Source organism: Caldicellulosiruptor morganii (genome assembly GCF_026810225.1).
In the GTDB taxonomy this organism is placed as follows: Bacteria; Bacillota; Thermoanaerobacteria; order Caldicellulosiruptorales; family Caldicellulosiruptoraceae; genus Caldicellulosiruptor; species Caldicellulosiruptor morganii.
This window is the reverse complement of sequence record NZ_CP113865.1, coordinates 2190544-2215839: the sequence shown is the minus strand read 5'-3', so window position 1 is coordinate 2215839 and position 25296 is coordinate 2190544. Positions and strand designations below refer to the sequence as shown.

At 43.8% G+C, this 25296-nt stretch carries 6 protein-coding genes; all 6 read left to right on the top strand.

Annotated elements, in window-relative coordinates; translation table 11 throughout:
- The first annotated feature begins 96 nt into the window (after nt 1-96).
- The 6 genes from OTK00_RS10920 to OTK00_RS10895 all read left to right on the top strand — a co-directional run bounded on the left by OTK00_RS10920 (nt 97) and on the right by OTK00_RS10895 (nt 25252).
- Complete coding sequence (locus OTK00_RS10920) at nt 97-5817, top strand: glycoside hydrolase family 48 protein (protein WP_082054592.1); 5721 nt, start codon at nt 97-99, stop codon at nt 5815-5817.
- A gap of 118 nt (nt 5818-5935) precedes the next feature.
- A complete protein-coding gene (locus tag OTK00_RS10915) occupies nt 5936-11365 on the top strand; it encodes a glycoside hydrolase family 48 protein (RefSeq protein WP_082054593.1) in 5430 nt (1809 codons plus the stop codon).
- Between the two features lie 160 nt (nt 11366-11525).
- The gene (locus tag OTK00_RS10910) at nt 11526-16388 is read left to right on the top strand and encodes a glycoside hydrolase family 48 protein (RefSeq protein WP_082054594.1); all 4863 of its coding nucleotides are present in this window, start codon (nt 11526-11528) and stop codon (nt 16386-16388) included.
- A 120-nt stretch (nt 16389-16508) separates the two neighbouring features.
- Nucleotides 16509-21791 carry a glycoside hydrolase family 9 protein gene (locus OTK00_RS10905; RefSeq protein ID WP_045168810.1) on the top strand — a complete coding sequence of 1761 codons (5283 nt, stop codon included), beginning with the start codon at nt 16509-16511 and terminating at the stop codon, nt 21789-21791.
- 284 nt (nt 21792-22075) lie between these two features.
- Nucleotides 22076-23761: a glycosyltransferase family 39 protein gene (locus OTK00_RS10900; protein ID WP_045168811.1), complete on the top strand. Its 1686-nt coding sequence runs from the start codon at nt 22076-22078 to the stop codon at nt 23759-23761.
- A 33-nt stretch (nt 23762-23794) separates the two neighbouring features.
- Entirely contained in the window at nt 23795-25252 is a 1458-nt protein-coding gene (locus OTK00_RS10895; protein ID WP_052670818.1) for a hypothetical protein, read from the top strand.
- Nucleotides 25253-25296 lie beyond the last annotated feature (44 nt).

The window sequence follows — 25296 nt, the reverse complement described above, 5'->3', positions numbered from 1 at the left end:
AATATAAACAAAAAAATTCAATTGAACTTGCGTGCTTTTGGATATTATAATAAAATTGAAAATAAAATATACATTAGTAGAGGAGGTTTAAATCAAATGAGACGTTTCAGAAAAGTAAGTGCGATGGTGGTAGCGCTCATTTTTATTCTGGTTATGTTTACGGGCGTTATGCCATTGCAGAAGGCACAGGCGGGTGCCTACAATTATGGTGAAGCTTTGCAAAAGGCTATAATGTTCTATGAATTCCAGATGTCAGGTAAACTGCCAAGCTGGATAAGAAACAACTGGCGTGGTGACTCTGGACTTAAAGATGGGCAAGACAATGGACTTGATTTAACAGGTGGCTGGTATGATGCTGGTGATCATGTTAAGTTTAATTTGCCAATGTCATACACAGCAGCAATGTTGTCGTGGGCAGTATATGAATACAAAGATGCATTTGTTAAAAGCGGACAATTGGACTGGATATTGAAACAGATTGAATGGGCAAACGACTATTTTGTAAAATGTCATCCAAGCAAATATGTTTACTACTATCAAGTTGGTGATGGTAGTAAAGATCATGCGTGGTGGGGACCGGCTGAAGTAATGCAGATGGAAAGACCTTCATTCAAAGTGACACAGAGCAGTCCTGGTTCAGCAGTGGTTGCTGAAACAGCGGCATCACTGGCGGCAGCGTCAATAGTTTTAAGGGATACCAACCCAACGAAGGCTGCAACATATTTGCAACATGCAAAAGATTTATATGAATTTGCAGAAGTAACAAAGAGTGATGCTGGGTATACTGCTGCAAATGGATATTATAACTCATGGAGCGGATTTTATGATGAACTTTCGTGGGCAGGCGCATGGCTGTATTTAGCAACAAATGATAGCACATATTTAAGTAAAGCTGAGTCATATGTTCAAAATTGGCCTAAATTACAAGGTAGCACCACTGTAGATTACAAGTGGGCACACTGCTGGGATGATGTGCACAATGGAGCTGCGCTTTTACTGGCAAAAATAACAGGCAAAGATACTTATAAACAGATAATTGAGAGCAATCTGGACTACTGGACAACAGGCTACAACGGGCAGAGGATAAGATATACACCTAAGGGATTGGCATGGTTGGATCAGTGGGGTTCATTGAGATATGCCACAACACAGGCATTTCTGGCGTTTGTATACAGTGACTGGAGTGGCTGTCCAGCAAGTAAAAAGGATACTTATAGAAAATTTGGAGAAAGTCAAATAGATTATGCACTGGGTTCTGCTGGAAGAAGCTTTGTAGTTGGATTTGGCACAAATCCGCCAAAGAGACCACATCATAGAACTGCGCATAGCTCATGGGCGGATAGCATGAGCATTCCATCATACCATAGACATACTCTATATGGTGCTTTGGTAGGTGGACCTGGTTCTGATGACAGTTATACAGATGACATTAGCAATTATGTTAACAATGAGGTGGCATGTGACTACAACGCAGGCTTTGTTGGTGCGCTTGCAAAGATGTATCTATTGTATGGTGGCAATCCTATTCCTGATTTCAAAGCAATAGAGACGCCAACAAATGACGAATTCTTTGTAGAAGCAGGAGTTAATGCAAGTGGAACTAACTTCCTTGAGATAAAGGCTGTTGTTAACAATCAGAGTGGTTGGCCGGCAAGAGCAACAGACAAACTTAAATTCAGATATTTCGTAGATTTGAGTGAGCTAATTAAGGCTGGATACAGTGCAAGCAATGTAACTCTTAGCACAAGCTACAATCAGGGTGCAAAGGTCAGCGGACCATATGTATGGGATGCAAGCAAGAATATTTACTATGTTCTGGTTGACTTTACGGGAACACTGATTTATCCTGGTGGGCAGGACAAGTACAAGAAAGAAGTTCAATTTAGAATGGCATATCCACAAAATGTTACATGGGATTCCAGCAATGACTTTTCATATCAGGATATAAGAAGTGTAACATCGGGTCAGGTTGTAAAAACCAAGTATATTGCACTTTATGATGGAGATGTTAAGGTATGGGGTTTAGAGCCGGGTGCTGCAACATCCACACCTGCACCAACAGCAACAGCAACACCAACTCCGACCCCAACACCGACGGTGACAGTTACCCCAACACCAACGCCAACCGCGACCCCGACACCAACAGTAAGTGTAACTCCGACACCGACCCCGACACCGACGGGTGCACCTGGTACGGGAAGTGGATTGAAGGTACTGTACAAGAACAATGAGACGAGTGCGAGTGCGGCATCAATAAGGCCATGGTTTAAGATAGTGAATGGAGGCAGCAGCAGTGTTGATCTTAGCAGGGTTAAGATAAGATACTGGTACACGGTGGATGGTGACAAGCCGCAGAGTGCGGTATGTGACTGGGCACAGATAGGAGCAAGCAATGTGACATTCAAGTTTGTGAAGCTGAGCAGCGCTGTGAGTGGAGCGGATTATTACTTGGAGGTAGGGTTTAGCAGTGGAGCTGGGCAGCTGCAGCCTGGAAAGGACACAGGGGATATACAGGTAAGGTTTAACAAGAATGACTGGAGCAATTACAATCAGGCAGACGACTGGTCATGGATGCAGAGCATGACGAATTATGGAGAAAATACGAAGGTAACGCTGTATGTAGATGGAGTTCTGGTATGGGGGCAGGAGCCGGGAGGAGCGACACCTGCACCGACAAGCACAGCAACACCAACGCCAACGCCGACAGTAACATCGACACCAACTCCAACACCTACACCTACAGCGACAGCAACGCCAAGGCCGACATCCACACCAACGCCGACCCCGACACCGACAGTGAGTGTAATGCCAACACCAGCACCGACGGCATCACCGGCAGGTGGGAGTTACTGGACACCGAGTGAGAGTTACGGTGCGCTGAAGGTATGGTATGCGAATGGTAATTTGAGTAGTACGACGAATGTATTGAATCCGAAGATAAAGATAGAGAATGTAGGGACGACGGCGGTAGATCTTAGCAGGGTTAAGGTAAGATACTGGTACACGATAGATGGAGAGGCGACGCAGAATGTAAGTGTAGCAAGCAGCATAAATCCTGCATATATAGATGTGAAGTTTGTGAAGCTTAGGGCGAATGCAGGCGGAGCGGACTATTATGTAGAGGTAGGTTTTAAGAGTGGAGCAGGTGTTTTGGCAGCGGGTCAGAGCACGAAGGAGATAAGGCTAAGCATACAGAAGGGCAGCGGCAGCTACAATCAGTCGAATGACTATTCGGTAAGGAGTGTGACGAGCTATATAGAGAACGAGAAGGTAACAGGGTATATAGATGATGTACTTGTATGGGGCAAAGAGCCGAGCAGGAACGCCCAGATCAAGGTATGGTATGCGAATGGTAATTTGAGTAGTACGACGAATGTATTGAATCCGAAGATAAAGATAGAGAATGTAGGGACGACGGCGGTAGATCTTAGCAGGGTTAAGGTAAGATACTGGTACACGATAGATGGAGAGGCGACGCAGAGTGTAAGTGTAGCAAGCAGCATAAATCCTGCATATATAGATGTGAAGTTTGTGAAGCTTGGGGCGAATGCAGGCGGAGCGGACTATTATGTAGAGGTAGGTTTTAAGAGTGGAGCAGGTGTTTTGGCAGCGGGTCAGAGCACGAAGGAGATAAGGCTAAGCATACAGAAGAGCAGTGGCAGCTACAATCAGTCAAATGACTATTCGGTAAGAAGTGTGACGAGCTATATAGAGAACGAGAAGGTAACAGGGTATATAGATGATGCGATAGTATGGGGCAAAGAGCCGAGCAGGGGTACAAAGCCGGCGGGTGGAGTGACACCAACCCCGGCACCGACCCCGACAGCAACGCCAACTCCGACACCTACAATTACACCAACCCCGACACCGACGCCGACAGCAACAACTACCCCAACACCTACTCCGACACCGACATCGAGCAGTGGACTTGGTGTATACGGGCAGAGATTTATGTGGTTGTGGAACAAGATACATGATCCGGCAAACGGCTATTTTAACCAGGACGGGATACCATATCATTCAGTGGAGACGTTGATATGTGAGGCACCTGATTATGGACATTTGACGACAAGTGAAGCATTTTCGTACTATGTATGGCTTGAGGCGGTATATGGGAAGTTGACAGGTGACTGGAGCAAGTTCAAGACGGCATGGGATACGCTTGAGAAGTATATGATACCATCAGCAGAGGATCAGCCGATGGGAGGATACAATCCGAGCAAGCCAGCGACATATGCAGGAGAATGGGAGACACCGGACAAGTATCCATCACCGCTTGAGTTTGACGTACCGGTTGGGCAGGATCCTTTGCACAGTGAGCTGGTTAACACATATGGTACACAGATGATGTATGGGATGCACTGGTTGATGGACGTAGACAACTGGTATGGATATGGCAGGAGAGGAGATGGAGTAAGCAGAGCATCATTTATCAACACGTTCCAGAGAGGGCCGGAGGAGTCTGTATGGGAGACAGTGCCACATCCGAGCTGGGAGACATTTAAGTGGGGCGGACCGAATGGATTTTTGGATCTGTTTATCAAGGATCAGAATTATGCGAAGCAATGGAGATATACTAATGCACCGGATGCAGATGCGAGGGCAATACAGGCGACATACTGGGCGAAGGAATGGGCAAAGCAACAGGGCAAGCTCAATGAGATAAGCAGCTATGTAGCGAAGGCAGCGAAGATGGGCGACTATTTGAGGTATGCGATGTTTGACAAGTATTTCAAGCCATTGGGGTGCCAGGACAAGTACGCAGCTGGTGCAACAGGATATGGAAGTGCGCACTATCTGCTGTCATGGTACTATGCATGGGGTGGAGCTCTTGACGGGACATGGTCGTGGAAGATAGGTTGTAGCCATGCGCACTTTGGATATCAAAATCCGATGGCAGCATGGGTGTTGGCTAATGATAGTGATATGAAGCCGAAGTCACCGAACGGGGCGAATGACTGGGCGAAGAGCTTGAAGAGGCAGGTAGAATTTTACAGATGGCTGCAATCAGCTGAGGGAGCGATAGCAGGCGGAGCGACCAATTCATGGAATGGTAGATATGAGAAGTATCCGGCAGGGACAGCGACATTTTATGGTATGGCATATGAGCCGAACCCGGTATACCATGATCCTGGCAGCAACACATGGTTTGGATTCCAGGCATGGTCGATGCAGAGGGTAGCAGAGTACTACTATGTAACAGGAGACAGGGATGCAGGAGCATTGCTTGAGAAGTGGGTAAGCTGGGTAAAGAGTGTAGTGAAGCTTAACAGTGATGGTACATTTGCGATACCGTCGACACTTGACTGGAGCGGCCAGCCGGATACATGGAATGGGACATATACGGGCAATCCAAATCTGCATGTGAAGGTAGTGGATTATGGAACAGATTTAGGAATAACTGCATCACTTGCGAATGCGCTTTTGTACTACAGTGCGGCGACGAAGAAGTACGGAGTATTTGATGAAGCAGCGAAGAATTTGGCGAAAGAGCTGCTTGACAGGATGTGGAACTTATACAGGGATGACAAAGGTTTGTCGGCACCCGAGAAGAGAGGGGATTACAAGAGGTTCTTTGAGCAAGAGGTATACATTCCAGCGGGCTGGACAGGGAAGATGCCGAACGGGGATGTAATAAAGAGTGGAGTGAAGTTTATAGACATAAGGAGCAAGTACAAACAGGATCCTGACTGGCAGAAGCTGGTTTCAGCATACAATGCCGGGCAGGCACCGGAGTTCAGGTATCACAGATTCTGGGCACAGTGTGACATAGCAATCGCCAATGCAACATATGAAATCCTGTTCGGTAATCAGTAATCGCTAAAAAAGAATCAAATTAAAGCTACCGCAAAGGAGTAAAGTACAAAAAACTCCTTTGCGGTAGCAATTTGTTAAATTACTGGTTAAAAAAAGTAGAAGGAGGGTATTTTAAATTATGGGCAAAGTACCTAAAATGAAAAGATTTTTATCTTTTCTTTTTGTAATGGCTATAATAACAATGATCCTATCGCCAGGAGTCATTTCAGTAGCTCAAGAATCATCGGATCAGTACGCAAAAATATATTTTGCAAACAACAAATACTATTTATTCAACAATACATGGGGTTCGAGTTCAGCGGGATCGGGCTGGTGGTCAAAAATATTCTTTAATTCATATAATGAAAGTACGTATCAGGCAGATATGGGATGGAGCTTTAGCTACGCAAATGTAAACCCTGACTCAGTGAAAGCATATCAATCAATTGTATGTGGATGGCACTGGACAAATGGTTGTGGGACAGGAACAGGATTACCTGTACAGATAGCATCTAAAAAAAGCATAAATACTTCTATTGCATATGAAATAACAGGCGCGGAAAGCAGTCGTCTAAATTTTGCGTATGATATTTGGCTATATAATTCAAGTCAGCCAAATTCTAATACTACACCAACTGACGAGATAATGATATGGCTAAATAGATGGGGTGGACCTAACCCGATAGGTAGTAAAGTTGCTACATTTAACATAGCAGGTGCTACATGGGATTTGTATGAGGGCTATAATACATGGAAAGTTTATTCATTTGTAAGAACATCGGGTGTTAGTTCTGCAAGCTTTGACATAATGGAATTCTTAAATACACTTGTCCAGCAGAGAGGGCTGGATGCATCAAAGTATGTAATAAGTGTTGAGGTAGGCACTGAAGTATTTTATGGGAATGCGAGCGTAAAAATAACAAATTACTCAGTAAATGTAGGAACATCTAATTCAACACCAACGCCAACACCAACGGCAGCTCCTACTACGACACCGACACCAGCTCCGAGTGGCGGAGTAGTGAAAATTGACACAAGTGATTTAGTTGGTATAAATCATGCACATTGCTGGTACAGAGACAAACTTGATGTAGCTTTGAGAGGCATACGCTCATGGGGTGCAAATTCGGTCAGGATTGTTCTGAGCAATGGCTATAGATGGACAAAAATACCTGCAAACGAGGTAGCAAACATTATATCGCTATCACGAACATTAGGATTTAAGGCTATAGTTTTGGAGGTGCACGACACAACTGGTTATGGAGAAGATGGAGCAGCATGTTCCTTGGCACAGGCAGTAGAGTACTGGAAGGAAATCAAGAGTGTACTTGATGGTAATGAAGACTTTGTAATAATCAATATAGGAAATGAGCCATATGGCAATAATAATTACCAGAAATGGGTTGATGATACTAAAAATGCAATAGTTGCATTGAGAAATGCAGGGTTTAAACATACAATAATGGTTGATGCGCCGAACTGGGGACAGGATTGGAGCTATACTATGAGAGACAATGCGACAGCAATATACAATTCTGATCCACTGCGTAATCTGGTATTTTCGATTCATATGTACGGCGTATACAATACTGCGGATAAGGTGGAAAGTTATATAAAGTCATTTGTTGATAGAGGATTACCATTGGTTATAGGCGAATTTGGACATAATCATACAGATGGAGATCCTGATGAGGCTTCTATAGTAAAGTATGCTAAGCAATATAAAATTGGATTATTTGGATGGTCATGGTGTGGAAACTCAAGCTATGTTGGATATTTGGATATGGTAAATAACTGGGATCCTAATAATCCAACACAATGGGGTGCATGGTTTAAAGCGAATGCAATTGGTAGCAGCAGTTCAACCCCGACACCAAGCCCAACATCAACAGTTACCCCAACACCAACGCCAACCCCGACACCAACAGTAAGTGTAACTCCGACACCGACCCCGACACCGACGGGTGCACCTGGTACGGGAAGTGGATTGAAGGTACTGTACAAGAACAATGAGACGAGTGCGAGTGCGGCATCAATAAGGCCATGGTTTAAGATAGTGAATGGAGGCAGCAGCAGTGTTGATCTTAGCAGGGTTAAGATAAGATACTGGTACACGGTGGATGGTGACAAGCCGCAGAGTGCGGTATGTGACTGGGCACAGATAGGAGCAAGCAATGTGACATTCAACTTTGTGAAGCTGAGCAGCGCTGTGAGTGGAGCGGATTATTACTTGGAGGTAGGGTTTAGCAGTGGAGCTGGGCAGCTGCAGCCTGGAAAGGACACAGGGGATATACAGGTAAGGTTTAACAAGAATGACTGGAGCAATTACAACCAGGCAGACGACTGGTCATGGATGCAGAGCATGACGAATTATGGAGAAAATGCGAAGGTAACGCTATATGTAGATGGAGTTCTGGTATGGGGGCAGGAGCCGGGAGGAGCGACACCTGCACCGACAAGCACAGTAACACCAACGCCAACGCCGACAGTAACATCAACACCAACTCCAACACCTACACCTACACCGACAGTGACCCCGACACCGACAGTGAGTGTAATGCCAACACCGGCACCGACGGCATCACCGGCAGGTGGGAGTTACTGGACACCGAGTGAGAGTTACGGTGCGCTGAAGGTATGGTATGCAAATGGTAATTTGAGTAGCACGACGAATGTATTGAATCCGAAGATAAAGATAGAGAATGTAGGGACGACGGCGGTAGATCTTAGCAGGGTTAAGGTAAGATACTGGTACACGATAGATGGAGAGGCGACGCAGAGTGTAAGTGTAGCAAGCAGCATAAATCCTGCATATATAGATGTGAAGTTTGTGAAGCTTAGGGCGAATGCAGGCGGAGCGGACTATTATGTAGAGGTAGGTTTTAAGAGTGGAGCAGGTGTTTTGGCAGCGGGTCAGAGCACGAAGGAGATAAGGCTAAGCATACAGAAGAGCAGTGGCAGCTACAATCAGTCGAATGACTATTCGGTAAGAAGTGTGACGAGCTATATAGAGAACGAGAAGGTAACAGGGTATATAGATGATGTACTTGTATGGGGCAAAGAGCCGAGCAGGAACGCCCAGATCAAGGTATGGTATGCGAATGGTAATTTGAGCAGCACGACGAATGTATTGAATCCGAAGATAAAGATAGAGAATGTAGGGACGACGGCGGTAGATCTTAGCAGGGTTAAGGTAAGATACTGGTACACGATAGATGGAGAGGCGACACAGAGTGTAAGTGTAGCAAGCAGCATAAATCCTGCATATATAGATGTGAAGTTTGTGAAGCTTGGGGCGAATGCAGGCGGAGCGGACTATTATGTAGAGATAGGGTTTAAGAGTGGAGCAGGTGTTTTGGCAGCAGGTCAGAGCACGAAGGAGATAAGGCTAAGCATACAGAAGAGCAGTGGCAGCTACAATCAGTCAAATGACTATTCGGTAAGAAGTGTGACGAGCTATATAGAGAACGAGAAGGTAACAGGGTATATAGATGATGCGATAGTATGGGGTAAAGAGCCGAGCAGGGGTACAAAGCCGGCGGGTGGAGTGACACCGACACCGGCGCCGACGCCGACGGCAACTCCTACTCCGACACCTACAATCACACCAACCCCGACACCGACGCCGACAGCAACAACTACCCCAACACCTACTCCGACACCGACATCGAGCAGTGGACTTGGTGTATACGGGCAGAGGTTTATGTGGTTGTGGAACAAGATACATGATCCGGCAAACGGCTATTTTAACCAGGACGGGATACCATATCATTCAGTGGAGACATTGATATGTGAGGCACCTGATTATGGACATTTGACGACAAGTGAAGCATTTTCGTACTATGTATGGCTTGAGGCGGTATATGGGAAGTTGACAGGTGACTGGAGCAAGTTCAAGACGGCATGGGATACGCTTGAGAAGTATATGATACCATCAGCAGAGGATCAGCCGATGGGAGGATACAATCCGAGCAAGCCAGCGACATATGCAGGAGAATGGGAGACACCGGACAAGTATCCATCACCGCTTGAGTTTGACGTACCGGTTGGGCAGGATCCTTTGCACAGTGAGCTGGTTAACACATATGGTACACAGATGATGTATGGGATGCACTGGTTGATGGACGTAGACAACTGGTATGGATATGGCAGGAGAGGAGATGGAGTAAGCAGAGCATCATTTATCAACACGTTCCAGAGAGGGCCGGAGGAGTCTGTATGGGAGACAGTGCCACATCCGAGCTGGGAGACATTTAAGTGGGGCGGACCGAATGGATTTTTGGATCTGTTTATCAAGGATCAGAATTATGCGAAGCAATGGAGATATACTAATGCACCGGATGCAGATGCGAGGGCAATACAGGCGACATACTGGGCGAAGGAATGGGCAAAGCAACAGGGCAAGCTCAATGAGATAAGCAGCTATGTAGCGAAGGCAGCGAAGATGGGCGACTATTTGAGGTATGCGATGTTTGACAAGTATTTCAAGCCATTGGGGTGCCAGGACAAGTACGCAGCTGGTGCAACAGGATATGGAAGTGCGCACTATCTGCTGTCATGGTACTATGCATGGGGAGGAGCTCTTGACGGGACATGGTCGTGGAAGATAGGTTGTAGCCATGCGCACTTTGGATATCAAAATCCGATGGCAGCATGGGTGTTGGCTAATGATAGTGATATTAAGCCGAAGTCACCGAACGGGGCGAATGACTGGGCGAAGAGCTTGAAGAGGCAGGTAGAATTTTACAGATGGCTGCAATCAGCTGAGGGAGCGATAGCAGGCGGAGCGACCAATTCATGGAATGGTAGATATGAGAAGTATCCGGCAGGGACAGCGACATTTTATGGTATGGCATATGAGCCGAACCCGGTATACCATGATCCTGGCAGCAACACATGGTTTGGATTCCAGGCATGGTCGATGCAGAGGGTAGCAGAGTACTACTATGTAACAGGAGACAGGGATGCAGGAGCATTGCTTGAGAAGTGGGTAAGCTGGGTAAAGAGTGTAGTGAAGCTTAACAGTGATGGTACATTTGCGATACCGTCGACACTTGACTGGAGCGGTCAGCCGGATACATGGAATGGGACATATACGGGCAATCCAAATCTGCATGTGAAGGTAGTGGATTATGGAACAGATTTAGGAATAACTGCATCACTTGCGAATGCGCTTTTGTACTACAGTGCGGCGACGAAGAAGTACGGAGTATTTGATGAAGCAGCGAAGAATTTGGCGAAAGAGCTGCTTGACAGGATGTGGAACTTATACAGGGATGACAAAGGTTTGTCGGCACCCGAGAAGAGAGGGGATTACAAGAGGTTCTTTGAGCAAGAGGTATACATTCCAGCGGGCTGGACAGGGAAGATGCCGAACGGGGATGTAATAAAGAGTGGAGTGAAGTTTATAGACATAAGGAGCAAGTACAAACAGGATCCTGACTGGCAGAAGCTGGTTTCAGCATACAATGCCGGGCAGGCACCGGAGTTCAGGTATCACAGATTCTGGGCACAGTGTGACATAGCAATCGCCAATGCAACATATGAAATCCTGTTCGGTAATCAGTAATGAGTAAGTAGAAATTTAGCGAGGTAGCACATCTATAGGAAAGGTGTGCTGCCTCGCTAAAATCCTATATACGGGTGTTTGAAAAATAGCACAAAAATAATGGATTTTAACAGTCAAAATGTATAAGTAAAAGTGAACAATCGGGAGGGGAGTTAGTAAAATGAAAAAGAGAGTTTTAAGGTTTGTTTCCCGGCTCATACTGGCAGTGTTTATTATGAGCATAAGCTTAGTGGGATCAATGAGTTATTTTCCTGTAAAGACCGAAGCTGCACCTGACTGGAGTATACCGAGTTTATGCGAGAGTTATAAGAATGATTTTAAGATAGGAGTAGCGATACCTGCGAGATGTTTGAGCAATGATACGGACAAGCGAATGGTATTGAAGCATTTTAACAGTATTACAGCAGAGAATGAGATGAAGCCTGAAAGTTTATTGGCAGGGCAGACAAGCACTGGATTGAGTTACAGATTTAGCACAGCTGATACGTTTGTTAACTTTGCAAACACGAACAATATAGGGATTAGAGGGCATACACTGGTATGGCACAATCAAACACCTGATTGGTTTTTTAGAAACAGCAGTGGGCAGATGTTATCGAAAGATGCACTGTTAGCGAGGCTGAAGCAATACATTTATGATGTTGTTGGTAGGTATAAGGGTAAGGTATATGCATGGGATGTTGTAAATGAGGCTATAGATGAGAACCAGCCTGATGGATACAGACGCTCGACATGGTATCAAATCTGTGGTCCGGAGTATATAGAGAAGGCATTCATATGGGCGCATGAAGCCGATCCGAATGCGAAGCTGTTTTATAACGACTATAATACAGAGATATCGAAGAAGAGAGATTTCATTTACAACATGGTAAAGAATTTAAAATCCAAGGGTGTGCCGATTCATGGTATAGGGATGCAGAGCCATATAAATGTGAACTGGCCATCGGTGAGCGAGATAGAGAACAGTATAAAGTTGTTCAGTTCGATACCTGGGATTGAGATTCACATAACAGAGCTTGACATGAGTTTATACAACTATGGATCAAATGAGAATTATTCAACACCACCTCAGGATTTGCTTCAGAAGCAGGCACAGAAGTATAAAGACATATTTACAATGCTGAGGAAATACAAAGGTATTGTAACATGTGTTACATTCTGGGGTTTGAAGGATGATTATTCATGGCTGAACTCATCCAGCAAGAGGGATTGGCCGCTGTTGTTCTTTGAGGATTACAGTGCAAAGCCGGCGTACTGGTCGGTGATTGAGGCAGCGGGTGCAAGTGCATCTCCAAGCCCAACATCAACAGTTACCCCAACTCCTACAACGACAGCAACGCCAAGGCCGACATCCACAGCAACACCGACACCAACCCCTACACCGACGGGTGCGCCTGGTACAGGAAGTGGATTGAAGGTACTGTACAAGAACAATGAGACGAGTGCGAGTGCGGCATCAATAAGGCCATGGTTTAAGATAGTGAATGGAGGCAGCAGCAGTGTTGATCTTAGCAGGGTTAAGATAAGATACTGGTACACGGTGGATGGTGACAAGCCGCAGAGTGCGGTATGTGACTGGGCACAGATAGGAGCAAGCAATGTGACATTCAAGTTTGTGAAGCTGAGCAGCGCTGTGAGTGGAGCGGATTATTACTTGGAGGTAGGGTTTAGCAGTGGAGCTGGGCAGCTGCAGCCTGGAAAGGACACAGGGGATATACAGGTAAGGTTTAACAAGAATGACTGGAGCAATTACAATCAGGCAGACGACTGGTCATGGATGCAGAGCATGACGAATTATGGAGAAAATACGAAGGTAACGCTGTATGTAGATGGAGTTCTGGTATGGGGGCAGGAGCCGGGAGGAGCGACACCTGCACCGACAAGCACAGCAACACCAACGCCAACGCCGACAGTAACATCGACACCAACTCCAACACCTACACCTACAGCGACAGCAACGCCAAGGCCGACATCCACACCAACGCCGACCCCGACACCGACAGTGAGTGTAATGCCAACACCAGCACCGACGGCATCACCGGCAGGTGGGAGTTACTGGACACCGAGTGAGAGTTACGGTGCGCTGAAGGTATGGTATGCGAATGGTAATTTGAGTAGTACGACGAATGTATTGAATCCGAAGATAAAGATAGAGAATGTAGGGACGACGGCGGTAGATCTTAGCAGGGTTAAGGTAAGATACTGGTACACGATAGATGGAGAGGCGACGCAGAATGTAAGTGTAGCAAGCAGCATAAATCCTGCATATATAGATGTGAAGTTTGTGAAGCTTAGGGCGAATGCAGGCGGAGCGGACTATTATGTAGAGGTAGGTTTTAAGAGTGGAGCAGGTGTTTTGGCAGCGGGTCAGAGCACGAAGGAGATAAGGCTAAGCATACAGAAGGGCAGCGGCAGCTACAATCAGTCGAATGACTATTCGGTAAGGAGTGCAAATAGCTATATAGAGAACGAGAAGGTAACAGGGTATATAGATGATGTACTTGTATGGGGCAAAGAGCCGAGCAGGAACGCCCAGATCAAGGTATGGTATGCGAATGGTAATTTGAGCAGCACGACGAATGTATTGAATCCGAAGATAAAGATAGAGAATGTAGGGACGACGGCGGTAGATCTTAGCAGGGTTAAGGTAAGATACTGGTACACGATAGATGGAGAGGCGACACAGAGTGTAAGTGTAGCAAGCAGCATAAATCCTGCATATATAGATGTGAAGTTTGTGAAGCTTGGGGCGAATGTAGGCGGAGCGGACTATTATGTAGAGATAGGGTTTAAGAGTGGAGCAGGTGTTTTGGCAGCAGGTCAGAGCACGAAGGAGATAAGGCTAAGCATACAGAAGAGCAGTGGCAGCTACAATCAGTCAAATGACTATTCGGTAAGAAGTGTGACGAGCTATATAGAGAACGAGAAGGTAACAGGGTATATAGATGATGCGATAGTATGGGGTAAAGAGCCGAGCAGGGGTACAAAGCCGGCGGGTGGAGTGACACCGACACCGGCGCCGACGCCGACGGCAACTCCTACTCCGACACCTACAATCACACCAACCCCGACACCGACGCCGACAGCAACAACTACCCCAACACCTACTCCGACACCGACATCGAGCAGTGGACTTGGTGTATACGGGCAGAGGTTTATGTGGTTGTGGAACAAGATACATGATCCGGCAAACGGCTATTTTAACCAGGACGGGATACCATATCATTCAGTGGAGACATTGATATGTGAGGCACCTGATTATGGACATTTGACGACAAGTGAAGCATTTTCGTACTATGTATGGCTTGAGGCGGTATATGGGAAGTTGACAGGTGACTGGAGCAAGTTCAAGACGGCATGGGATACGCTTGAGAAGTATATGATACCATCAGCAGAGGATCAGCCGATGGGAGGATACAATCCGAGCAAGCCAGCGACATATGCAGGAGAATGGGAGACACCGGACAAGTATCCATCACCGCTTGAGTTTGACGTACCGGTTGGGCAGGATCCTTTGCACAGTGAGCTGGTTAACACATATGGTACACAGATGATGTATGGGATGCACTGGTTGATGGACGTAGACAACTGGTATGGATATGGCAGGAGAGGAGATGGAGTAAGCAGAGCATCATTTATCAACACGTTCCAGAGAGGGCCGGAGGAGTCTGTATGGGAGACAGTGCCACATCCGAGCTGGGAGACATTTAAGTGGGGCGGACCGAATGGATTTTTGGATCTGTTTATCAAGGATCAGAATTATGCGAAGCAATGGAGATATACTAATGCACCGGATGCAGATGCGAGGGCAATACAGGCGACATACTGGGCGAAGGAATGGGCAAAGCAACAGGGCAAGCTCAATGAGATAAGCAGCTATGTAGCGAAGGCAGCGAAGATGGGCGACTATTTGAGGTATGCGATGTTTGACAAGTATTTCAAGCCATTGGGGTGCCAGGACAAGTACGCAGCTGGTGCAACAGGATATGGAAGTGCGCACTATCTGCTGTCATGGTACTATGCATGGGGAGGAGCTCTTGACGGGACATGGTCGTGGAAGATAGGTTGTAGCCATGCGCACTTTGGATATCAAAATCCGATGGCAGCATGGGTGTTGGCTAATGATAGTGATATTAAGCCGAAGTCACCGAACGGGGCGAATGACTGGGCGAAGAGCTTGAAGAGGCAGGTAGAATTTTACAGATGGCTGCAATCAGCTGAGGGAGCGATAGCAGGCGGAGCGACCAATTCATGGAATGGTAGATATGAGAAGTATCCGGCAGGGACAGCGACATTTTATGGTATGGCATATGAGCCGAACCCGGTATACCATGATCCTGGCAGCAACACATGGTTTGGATTCCAGGCATGGTCGATGCAGAGGGTAGCAGAGTACTACTATGTAACAGGAGACAGGGATGCAGGAGCATTGCTTGAGAAGTGGGTAAGCTGGGTAAAGAGTGTAGTGAAGCTTAACAGTGATGGTACATTTGCGATACCGTCGACACTTGACTGGAGCGGTCAGCCGGATACATGGAATGGGACATATACGGGCAATCCAAATCTGCATGTGAAGGTAGTGGATTATGGAACAGATTTAGGAATAACTGCATCACTTGCGAATGCGCTTTTGTACTACAGTGCGGCGACGAAGAAGTACGGAGTATTTGATGAAGCAGCGAAGAATTTGGCGAAAGAGCTGCTTGACAGGATGTGGAACTTATACAGGGATGACAAAGGTTTGTCGGCACCCGAGAAGAGAGGGGATTACAAGAGGTTCTTTGAGCAAGAGGTATACATTCCAGCGGGCTGGACAGGGAAGATGCCGAACGGGGATGTAATAAAGAGTGGAGTGAAGTTTATAGACATAAGGAGCAAGTACAAACAGGATCCTGACTGGCAGAAGCTGGTTTCAGCATACAATGCCGGGCAGGCACCGGAGTTCAGGTATCACAGATTCTGGGCACAGTGTGACATAGCAATCGCCAATGCAACATATGAAATCCTGTTCGGTAATCAGTAAGTTAAAAGTGGGCGTGTGAAAGATATTAGGAAGGGAAGTAGCACCGCTCTGTGCTACTTCCCCAATTTGAAAAGTTAAATAAAAACAAAATAAGTTAAGAGAGGGGTAGGATGCAAAAAAATGAAAGTAATTAAGAGAGCTTTTTCGATAATTGTTTTATTTGTTTTGATACTTTCAGTATGTTTTCCTGGAATCATGCCTGTAAAAGCTTATGCAGGGGGAACATATAATTACGGTGAGGCACTACAGAAAACAATAATGTTTTATGAATTCCAAATGTCAGGGAAACTACCTTCCTGGGTAAGGAACAATTGGAGGGGTGACTCTGGCTTAGATGATGGCAAGGATGTAGGGCTTGATTTGACAGGTGGCTGGCATGACGCAGGTGATCACGTAAAGTTTAACCTACCAATGTCGTACAGTGCTTCAATGCTGGGGTGGGCTGTTTATGAATATAAGGATGCATTTGTAAAGAGCAAACAACTGGAGCACATTTTAAATCAAATAGAGTGGGCAAATGACTACTTTGTAAAGTGTCATCCTTCAAAATATGTATATTATTATCAGGTTGGGGATCCAATTGCAGATCACAATTTTTGGGGACCGGCAGAAGTAATGCAAATGAAGCGTCCAGCATATAAGTGTGATTTATCAAATCCAGCATCCTCTGTAGTAGCAGAAACAGCTGCATCTCTTGCAGTGGCTTCAATTGTTATAAAAGAAAGAAACTCTCAGAAAGCAGTCTCTTATCTCCAACATGCCAAAGACCTGTTTGAGTTTGCAGATACCACAAGAAGTGATGCTGGGTATACTGCTGCAACAGGTTTCTACACATCGGGTGGCTTTATAGATGATCTTGGATGGGCTGCTGTATGGCTTTATATTGCAACAAATGACAGTAGTTATTTGGCGAAAGCAGAAGAGTTGATGTCAGAATATGCTAATGGAACAAATACATGGACACAATGCTGGGATGATGTTCGATATGGAACATTGATCATGCTTGCAAAGATTACAGGGAAAGAGTTATATAAAGGAGCTGTAGAGAGAAACTTAGACTATTGGACTGACAGAATTACGTATACGCCGAAAGGGATGGCATATCTGACAGGATGGGGTTCATTAAGATATGCGACAACAGCTGCATTTTTAGCATGTGTCTATGCAGACTGGTCAGGGTGCGATTCGAACAAAAAGACCAAATATTTGAACTTTGCAAAAAGCCAGATTGACTATGCACTGGGTTCCACAGGTAGAAGTTTTGTAGTAGGATTTGGCACCAATTATCCGCAACATCCGCATCACAGGAATGCGCACAGTTCATGGGCTAACAGCATGAAAATACCCGAGTATCACAGACACATATTATATGGAGCACTGGTTGGTGGTCCTGGTAGTGATGATAGTTATAATGATGACATTACCGATTATGTACAAAATGAGGTTGCCTGCGATTATAATGCTGGAATTGTTGGCGCACTGGCAAAGATGTACCAGCTATATGGAGGAGAGCCTATTGATAACTTTAAAGCAATTGAAACGCCGACAAATGATGAAATTTTTGTCGAATCGAAATTCGGGAATTCACAGGGTCCAAATTATACCGAAGTAATTTCCTATATCTATAATCGAACTGGGTGGCCACCGAGAGTAACCGATAAACTCAGTTTTAAATATTTTATTGACCTAACAGAATTAGTCCAGGCAGGATATTCGCCTGATGTTGTCAAAGTTGACACATACTACATCGAAGGAGGAAAAATTAGCGGTCCTTATGTATGGGACAAGAATAGGAATATATACTATGTTCTTGTGGATTTTAGTGGAACAAAGATATATCCTGGCGGTGAAGTTGAACACAAAAAGCAGGCTCAATTTAAAATATCTGTTCCGCAGGGGTATCCATGGGATCCGACTAATGATCCTTCATATAAAGGATTAACCAGTCAATTAGAAAAAAATAAATATATTGCCGCATATGATAATAATAATCTGGTATGGGGTTTAGAGCCGGGTGCTGCGACATCCACACCTGCACCAACAGCAACACCAACTTCGACCCCGACACCGACGGTGACAGTTACACCAACACCAACGCCAACCCCGACACCAACAGTAAGTGTAACTCCGACACCAACCCCGACACCGACGGGTGCACCTGGTACGGGAAGTGGATTGAAGGTACTGTACAAGAACAATGAGACGAGTGCGAGTGCGGCATCAATAAGGCCATGGTTTAAGATAGTGAATGGAGGCAGCAGCAGTGTTGATCTTAGCAGAGTTAAGATAAGATACTGGTACACGGTGGATGGTGACAAGCCGCAGAGTGCGGTATGTGACTGGGCACAGATAGGAGCAAGCAATGTGACATTCAACTTTGTGAAGCTGAGCAGCGGAGTGAGTGGAGCGGATTATTACTTGGAGGTAGGGTTTAGCAGTGGAGCTGGGCAGCTGCAGCCTGGAAAGGACACAGGGGATATACAGGTAAGGTTTAACAAGAATGACTGGAGCAATTACAATCAGGCAGACGACTGGTCATGGATGCAGAGCATGACGAATTATGGAGAGAATACGAAGGTAACGCTGTATGTAGATGGAGTTCTGGTATGGGGGCAGGAGCCGGGAGGAGCGACACCTGCACCGACAAGCACAGCAACACCAACGCCAAGGCCTACAGTAACATCAACACCAACCCCAACACCTACACCCACACCTACAGCGACAGCGACCCCGACACCGACAGTGAGTGTAATGCCAACACCGGCACCGACGGCATCACCGGCAGGTGGGAGTTACTGGATACCGAGTGAGAGTTACGGTGCGCTGAAGGTATGGTATGCGAATGGTAATTTGAGTAGTACGACGAATGTATTGAATCCGAAGATAAAGATAGAGAATGTAGGGACGACGGCGGTAGATCTTAGCAGGGTTAAGGTAAGATACTGGTACACGATAGATGGAGAGGCGACGCAGAATGTAAGTGTAGCAAGCAGCATAAATCCTGCGTATATAGATGTGAAGTTTGTGAAGCTTAGGGCGAATGCAGGCGGAGCGGACTATTATGTAGAGGTAGGTTTTAAGAGTGGAGCAGGTGTTTTGGCAGCGGGTCAGAGCACGAAGGAGATAAGGCTAAGCATACAGAAGGGCAGCGGCAGCTACAATCAGTCGAATGACTATTCGGTAAGAAGTGTGACGAGCTATATAGAGAACGAGAAGGTAACGGGGTATATAGATGATGTACTTGTATGGGGCAAAGAGCCGGGCAGGAACGCCCAGATCAAGGTATGGTATGCGAATGGTAATTTGAGCAGCACGACGAATGTATTGAATCCGAAGATAAAGATAGAGAATGTAGGGACGACGGCGGTAGATCTTAGCAGGGTTAAGGTAAGATACTGGTACACGATAGATGGAGAGGCGACGCAGAGTGTAAGTGTAGCAAGCAGCATAAATCCTGCGTATATAGATGTGAGGGTAGTGAAGCTTAGGGCGAATGCAGGCGGAGCGGACTATTATGTAGAGGTAGGTTTTAAGAGTGGAGCGGGTGTTTTGGCAGCGGGTCAGAGCACGAAGGAGATAAGGCTAAGCATACAGAAGAGCAGCGGCAGCTACAATCAGTCGAATGACTATTCGGTAAGAAGTGTGACGAGCTATATAGAGAACGAGAAGGTAACGGGGTATATAGATGATGCGATAGTATGGGGAAGAGAGCCGAGCAGGGGTACAAAGCCGGCGGGTGGAGTGACACCAACCCCGGCACCGACCCCGACAGTGACGCCAACACCGACACCAACACCGACTGTTACGGTGACCCCAACTCCAACGCCTGCGGTGACCCCCGATGTTAAAATATCGATCGATACGTCCAGTGGAAGAACAAAAATAAGTCCGTATATTTATGGAGCAAATCAGGATATCCAGGGTGTTGTTCACCCTGCAAGACGACTTGGTGGGAACAGATTGACGGGTTACAACTGGGAGAACAATATGTCCAATGCGGGGAGTGACTGGTATCATTCGAGCGATGATTATATGTGTTATATTATGGGTATAACAGGGAATGATAAGAAAGTTCCAGCAGCTGTTGTAAGCAAATTTCACGAGCAGTCAATAAAACAAAATGCATATTCAGCCATCACATTGCAGATGGCAGGTTATGTAGCAAAAGATGGTAATGGTACAGTGAGCGAGTCAGAGACAGCACCTTCACCGAGATGGGCTGAAGTCAAGTTTAAAAAAGATGGTGCACTGTCATTGCAGCCTGACGTTAATGATAACTATGTATATATGGATGAGTTTATTAACTATTTGATTAACAAGTATGGCAAAGCATCGTCTGCGACGGGAATTAAAGGATATATACTTGACAACGAGCCGGACTTATGGTCGGCTACTCATCCGCGAATTCATCCACAGAAGGTAACCTGCAGTGAATTGATAAATAAATCGGTGGAGCTGGCGAAGGTAATAAAGACACTTGATCCGGATGCAGAAGTTTTTGGACCTGCATCGTATGGTTTTGCGGGATATTTAACATTGCAGGATGCACCTGACTGGAATCAGGTTAAAGGAAATCACAGATGGTTTTTGAGCTGGTATCTTGAACAGATGAAGAAGGCCTCGGATAGTTTTGGGAAGAGGTTATTGGATGTGCTTGACATACACTGGTACCCGGAGGCACAGGGTGGCGGTGTGCGAATATGCTTTGACGGTGAAAATAATACTTCAAGGGATGTGGCAATAGCGAGGATGCAGGCACCGAGAACGCTATGGGATCCGACATATAAAACTGCACAGAAGGGTCAGATAACAGCGGGAGAAAATAGCTGGATAAATCAATGGTTTCCGGAATATCTACCACTGCTTCCAAATATAAAGGCAGATATAGACAAGTATTATCCTGGTACCAAACTTGCTATAACTGAGTTTGATTATGGAGGGAAGGACCACATATCGGGAGGAATAGCTTTAGCAGATGTCTTAGGGATATTCGGCAAGTATGGAGTATACATGGCAGCAAGATGGGGAGATTCGGGGAGCTATGCACAGGCGGCGTACAACATTTATCTCAACTATGATGGGAAAGGTTCGAGATACGGTTCAACGTGTGTGAGCGCTGAGACAACTGACGTTGAGAACATGCCGGTATATGCTTCAATTGAGGGAGAAGATGATTCGACTGTGCATATTATATTAATTAACAGGAATTATGACAGGAAACTGAAGGCAGAGATAAAGATGAATAATACCAGGGTATACACAGGTGGAGAGATATACGGGTTTGACAGTACAAGCTCTCAAATCAGGAAGATAGGAGTGCTCAGCAATATACAAAACAACACAATCACCATAGAAGTACCGAATCTGACGGTATACCACATTGTTTTAACCTCTTCAAAGTAGAAAAAGGATAAAAATGGAGACACTGCTGCATGGTAAAAGTTGATATGTGCAGCAGTGTCTTATAATCACTTATTCTAATACAGTTAGAGATGTTTAAATTATAAAACAGACGATAACTTTGTTTTAAATGATTTGAATTCGAAATTCTATTGATTATAACATTAGAAAATTGTTATAATTGACTTAAATTATTGCAAATAAACGTAGAGGGATTTAATTACAAATACAATTTAAAAATTCAAAAGAAGCACGGAGAAATATTACATAGGAGGATGTATCAGTAAATGAAAGATAAAAAGATAATTGCTGCTACAATTTTAGTAATGGTAGCATACTTTTTAGTACAAATATCGACTATAGGTGCACGAAATATACCAGAGACATACTGGAAACCACTGGATGTAGCTACAATAAGTATTGACCTGGGCAAGAAACCATATGTGAAAGAATTTTTAGTATATTTTGGATATGGCGAAGGTAAAATAGACTGTCAGTTTTATAGAGACAATAGTTTGGTACTTCAACAGTCACTTCAGCCTACTTTTTTCCAGGCCAAAAATGTAATTTTAAATGCAGAAGTAGATAAAGTTATACTTATCACAAATGGAGTTTTTGAAATTAGAGAAATAGCCATTAAAGACGAAAAAGGCAGAGTTATCAACTTAGAAGATTCAAACATAAGCTTGATAAGCGGTACAAAGTATGAGGGTGAGCTGAGAAATTTAGTGGATGAGCAATCCAAAATGTCGCAAGTGACAAACTACAAATTTAGTTCCTATTTTGATGAAATTTATCATGCAAGGACTGCTTATGAATTTGCTAAAGGGTTACCTCCATATGATTTAGTTCATCCCCCGCTGGGGAAATGGTTAATCTCAGTTGGCATATGTATTTTTGGGGGTAATCCATTTGGCTGGAGAATTATTAATCTTTTGGGAGGAACACTGCTGATAGGGTTTTTAATTTTGCTTGTGAGTAAACATTTTAAGTTTTCAACGATTGAAAGTTTTACTCTTTTAGTCTTGATTGCGACAGATTTTATGCACTTTACTTTATCGAGAATAGCAAATTTGGATACATTTAGCCTGCTTTTTGACATTTTGACTGCGATATTTGCAATGAACTATATAAATTTAATATGCGAACAGAAAAACGAAAATTCAAACACTACCCTAAATTACTATTTAACTTTCACATTTGCAGGGATGGCATTTGCCTGCAAATGGAATGCAATATTTCCACTTATACCCTTACTCGTAGGAGTTGTTTTTGCATTCATATTAACATGCTATAAAACGAAAGCAAAACTAAGCAAAATTGCTAAAAGACTTGTACTATCAGCCGTAGGATTCATTGTCCCATATTATTTGACATATCTACCAATTATAATCAAATATCCCTACTATGGACTACCAAAAGGACTCGTAGGTGACTTTGTAATGCTTCAAAATCATATATGGAAGTACCATTCAACTTTAAATGCAACTCATCCATTTTCATCTGAATGGTATCAGTGGTTATTGTCAACAAAACCACTATGGGCATATTTTGATGTTTCGTTACCTTCGAATTTAAAATCCACCATTGCAATGCTGGGCAATCCAGTAATGTGGGGAGTAGGACTTTTGAGTATTGCTCTACTTACTATTATGACAGTAACTTCAAAAGAGAAAGAGTGGAAGAGTTGGGCTGTAATATTATGTTACATATTTTCAATAGTGCCATGGATGTTTATTGGAAGAATAAGATTTATATACCACTACTACTTGGCAATTCCATGGTTGTACATTGCAATAATTATGGTTTTGAAAAAGATAAAAGCTGCCGAAAAGGTAAAAAATAAAATTCTCATAGGCTTAAATATTTTAACAATAATTATGTTTGTCCTATACTATCCTGTAATATCAGGAGTGACAGTATCCACAAAATATATTGATATGCTTAAAATAATGAAAAGCTGGATTTTTTAGATGTATTTTTAACTAAAGGGGATAGAAGGTAAAATGCAAAAGAAAGCAGAAAAAAACTCTCTATCATATAAACTACTTTTTATTTCCATGTTTTTAGTTTTAATGATTGTGTGGTGGATTTTCGAATTTGGTTTGCATGCAAAAGATATGGGAGTAAATTCAAATAATTTTGACGTTATTTCTTTGTATTTCTTTGCTTTTTATGCGGTAGTAATTTATGCTTACTTTTTGCTTTTTTCCGAAAGTTCTTTTGTTACAAATTCAAACAGTTATTTGTACTTTTTAATTATTGCAACTTTAATAAGGCTTATTTTAGGAATTAATACTACTGGGCATCCAATTGATATTAACTGTTTTCGTGCATGGATGAATATTGCTGCAACAGAACCATTTGAATTATACGAAAAAGGAATATTTATTGACTATTTTCCTGGTTATTTGATTATAATCGGATTGATAAAGTCAATCGCCGTAAAGTTATCAATCAACAATACTATTGATACCTTCTTAGTAAAGATACCGAATATAATGTCGGATATTGGAATTGTACTTCTGCTTGGTACATTGAAACAGCATGGTACAAAAAATGAGAAGAAAATTGAAATTTTTGTTGCCTTGAGTCCTGTATTAATTTTGTTGTCTTCAATGTGGGGGCAAACTGATAATTTTGTCCTGTTTTTATTTATGTTATATGTTTTGTGTATTAGGTATAATTGGTACACATTTGGTGGAGTGGTTCTTGGCTTTTTGACATTTACAAAGCCTCAGGTGTTGTTATTCCTTCCTGCAGTATTTTTTACGTGGCTTTATCGATTGATGGGGAAGAAGGATGTTAAATTTGTTTTTGGTGAAATTATTGGCTTTATTATTGTGTGTGCTGGATTTTATTTGGCATTTATGCCTTATCATAATTACCTGTGGTTAATAGAATTTTATAAAAAAATTGCGGGTGAATATCCCTATTATACAGTAAATGCATACAACATTTACTATGCATTGGGACTCAACTGGGTGAAATTGGGTTCGATGTACAACATCATTAATATAATTGTACTGCTGTTTGTATACACTCTCAGTGTTTTGATTCTGATATCTAAGTTTGATAACAAAACACGGAAAAATGACAATGAGGATACATTTGCTTATGCTGAAGGGCTTTGCACTTCGTTTTTTCTGATAGGCCTGGTAACTTTTAATTTTATGACTGGAATGCATGAAAGATACCTGATATATACGCTAATATTTTCACTTTTAGTCTTTAAATTTACGAGAAAAGAAAAGTGGTTTTTTATAACAATAGGTATTTCTATTTTGTCTTTTATTAATACAGCTGATGTGCTAAAATACGCCTTTAGGAACACCTATTTTATCAAACAGGATGCTATGAACACCATAGTATCGTGTATTAATTGTTTTGCATCAGTTTTAATAGTAACTGTTCTTACTTTAGAAGCACTTAAGATAAAGAGTCAGCAAATAAAATTCAAATAGAATTTAATTCTGCTGAGCCGAAGTAAAAATGATAATTTGAGGTT

Coding starts and splice junctions, on each gene's coding strand:
- OTK00_RS10920 (WP_082054592.1), top strand. CDS start 97: ATGAGACGTTTCAGAAAAGTAAGTGCGATGGTGGTAGCGCTCATTTTT.
- OTK00_RS10905 (WP_045168810.1), top strand. CDS start 16,509: ATGAAAGTAATTAAGAGAGCTTTTTCGATAATTGTTTTATTTGTTTTG.
- OTK00_RS10900 (WP_045168811.1), top strand. CDS start 22,076: ATGAAAGATAAAAAGATAATTGCTGCTACAATTTTAGTAATGGTAGCA.
- OTK00_RS10915 (WP_082054593.1), top strand. CDS start 5,936: ATGGGCAAAGTACCTAAAATGAAAAGATTTTTATCTTTTCTTTTTGTA.
- OTK00_RS10895 (WP_052670818.1), top strand. CDS start 23,795: ATGCAAAAGAAAGCAGAAAAAAACTCTCTATCATATAAACTACTTTTT.
- OTK00_RS10910 (WP_082054594.1), top strand. CDS start 11,526: ATGAAAAAGAGAGTTTTAAGGTTTGTTTCCCGGCTCATACTGGCAGTG.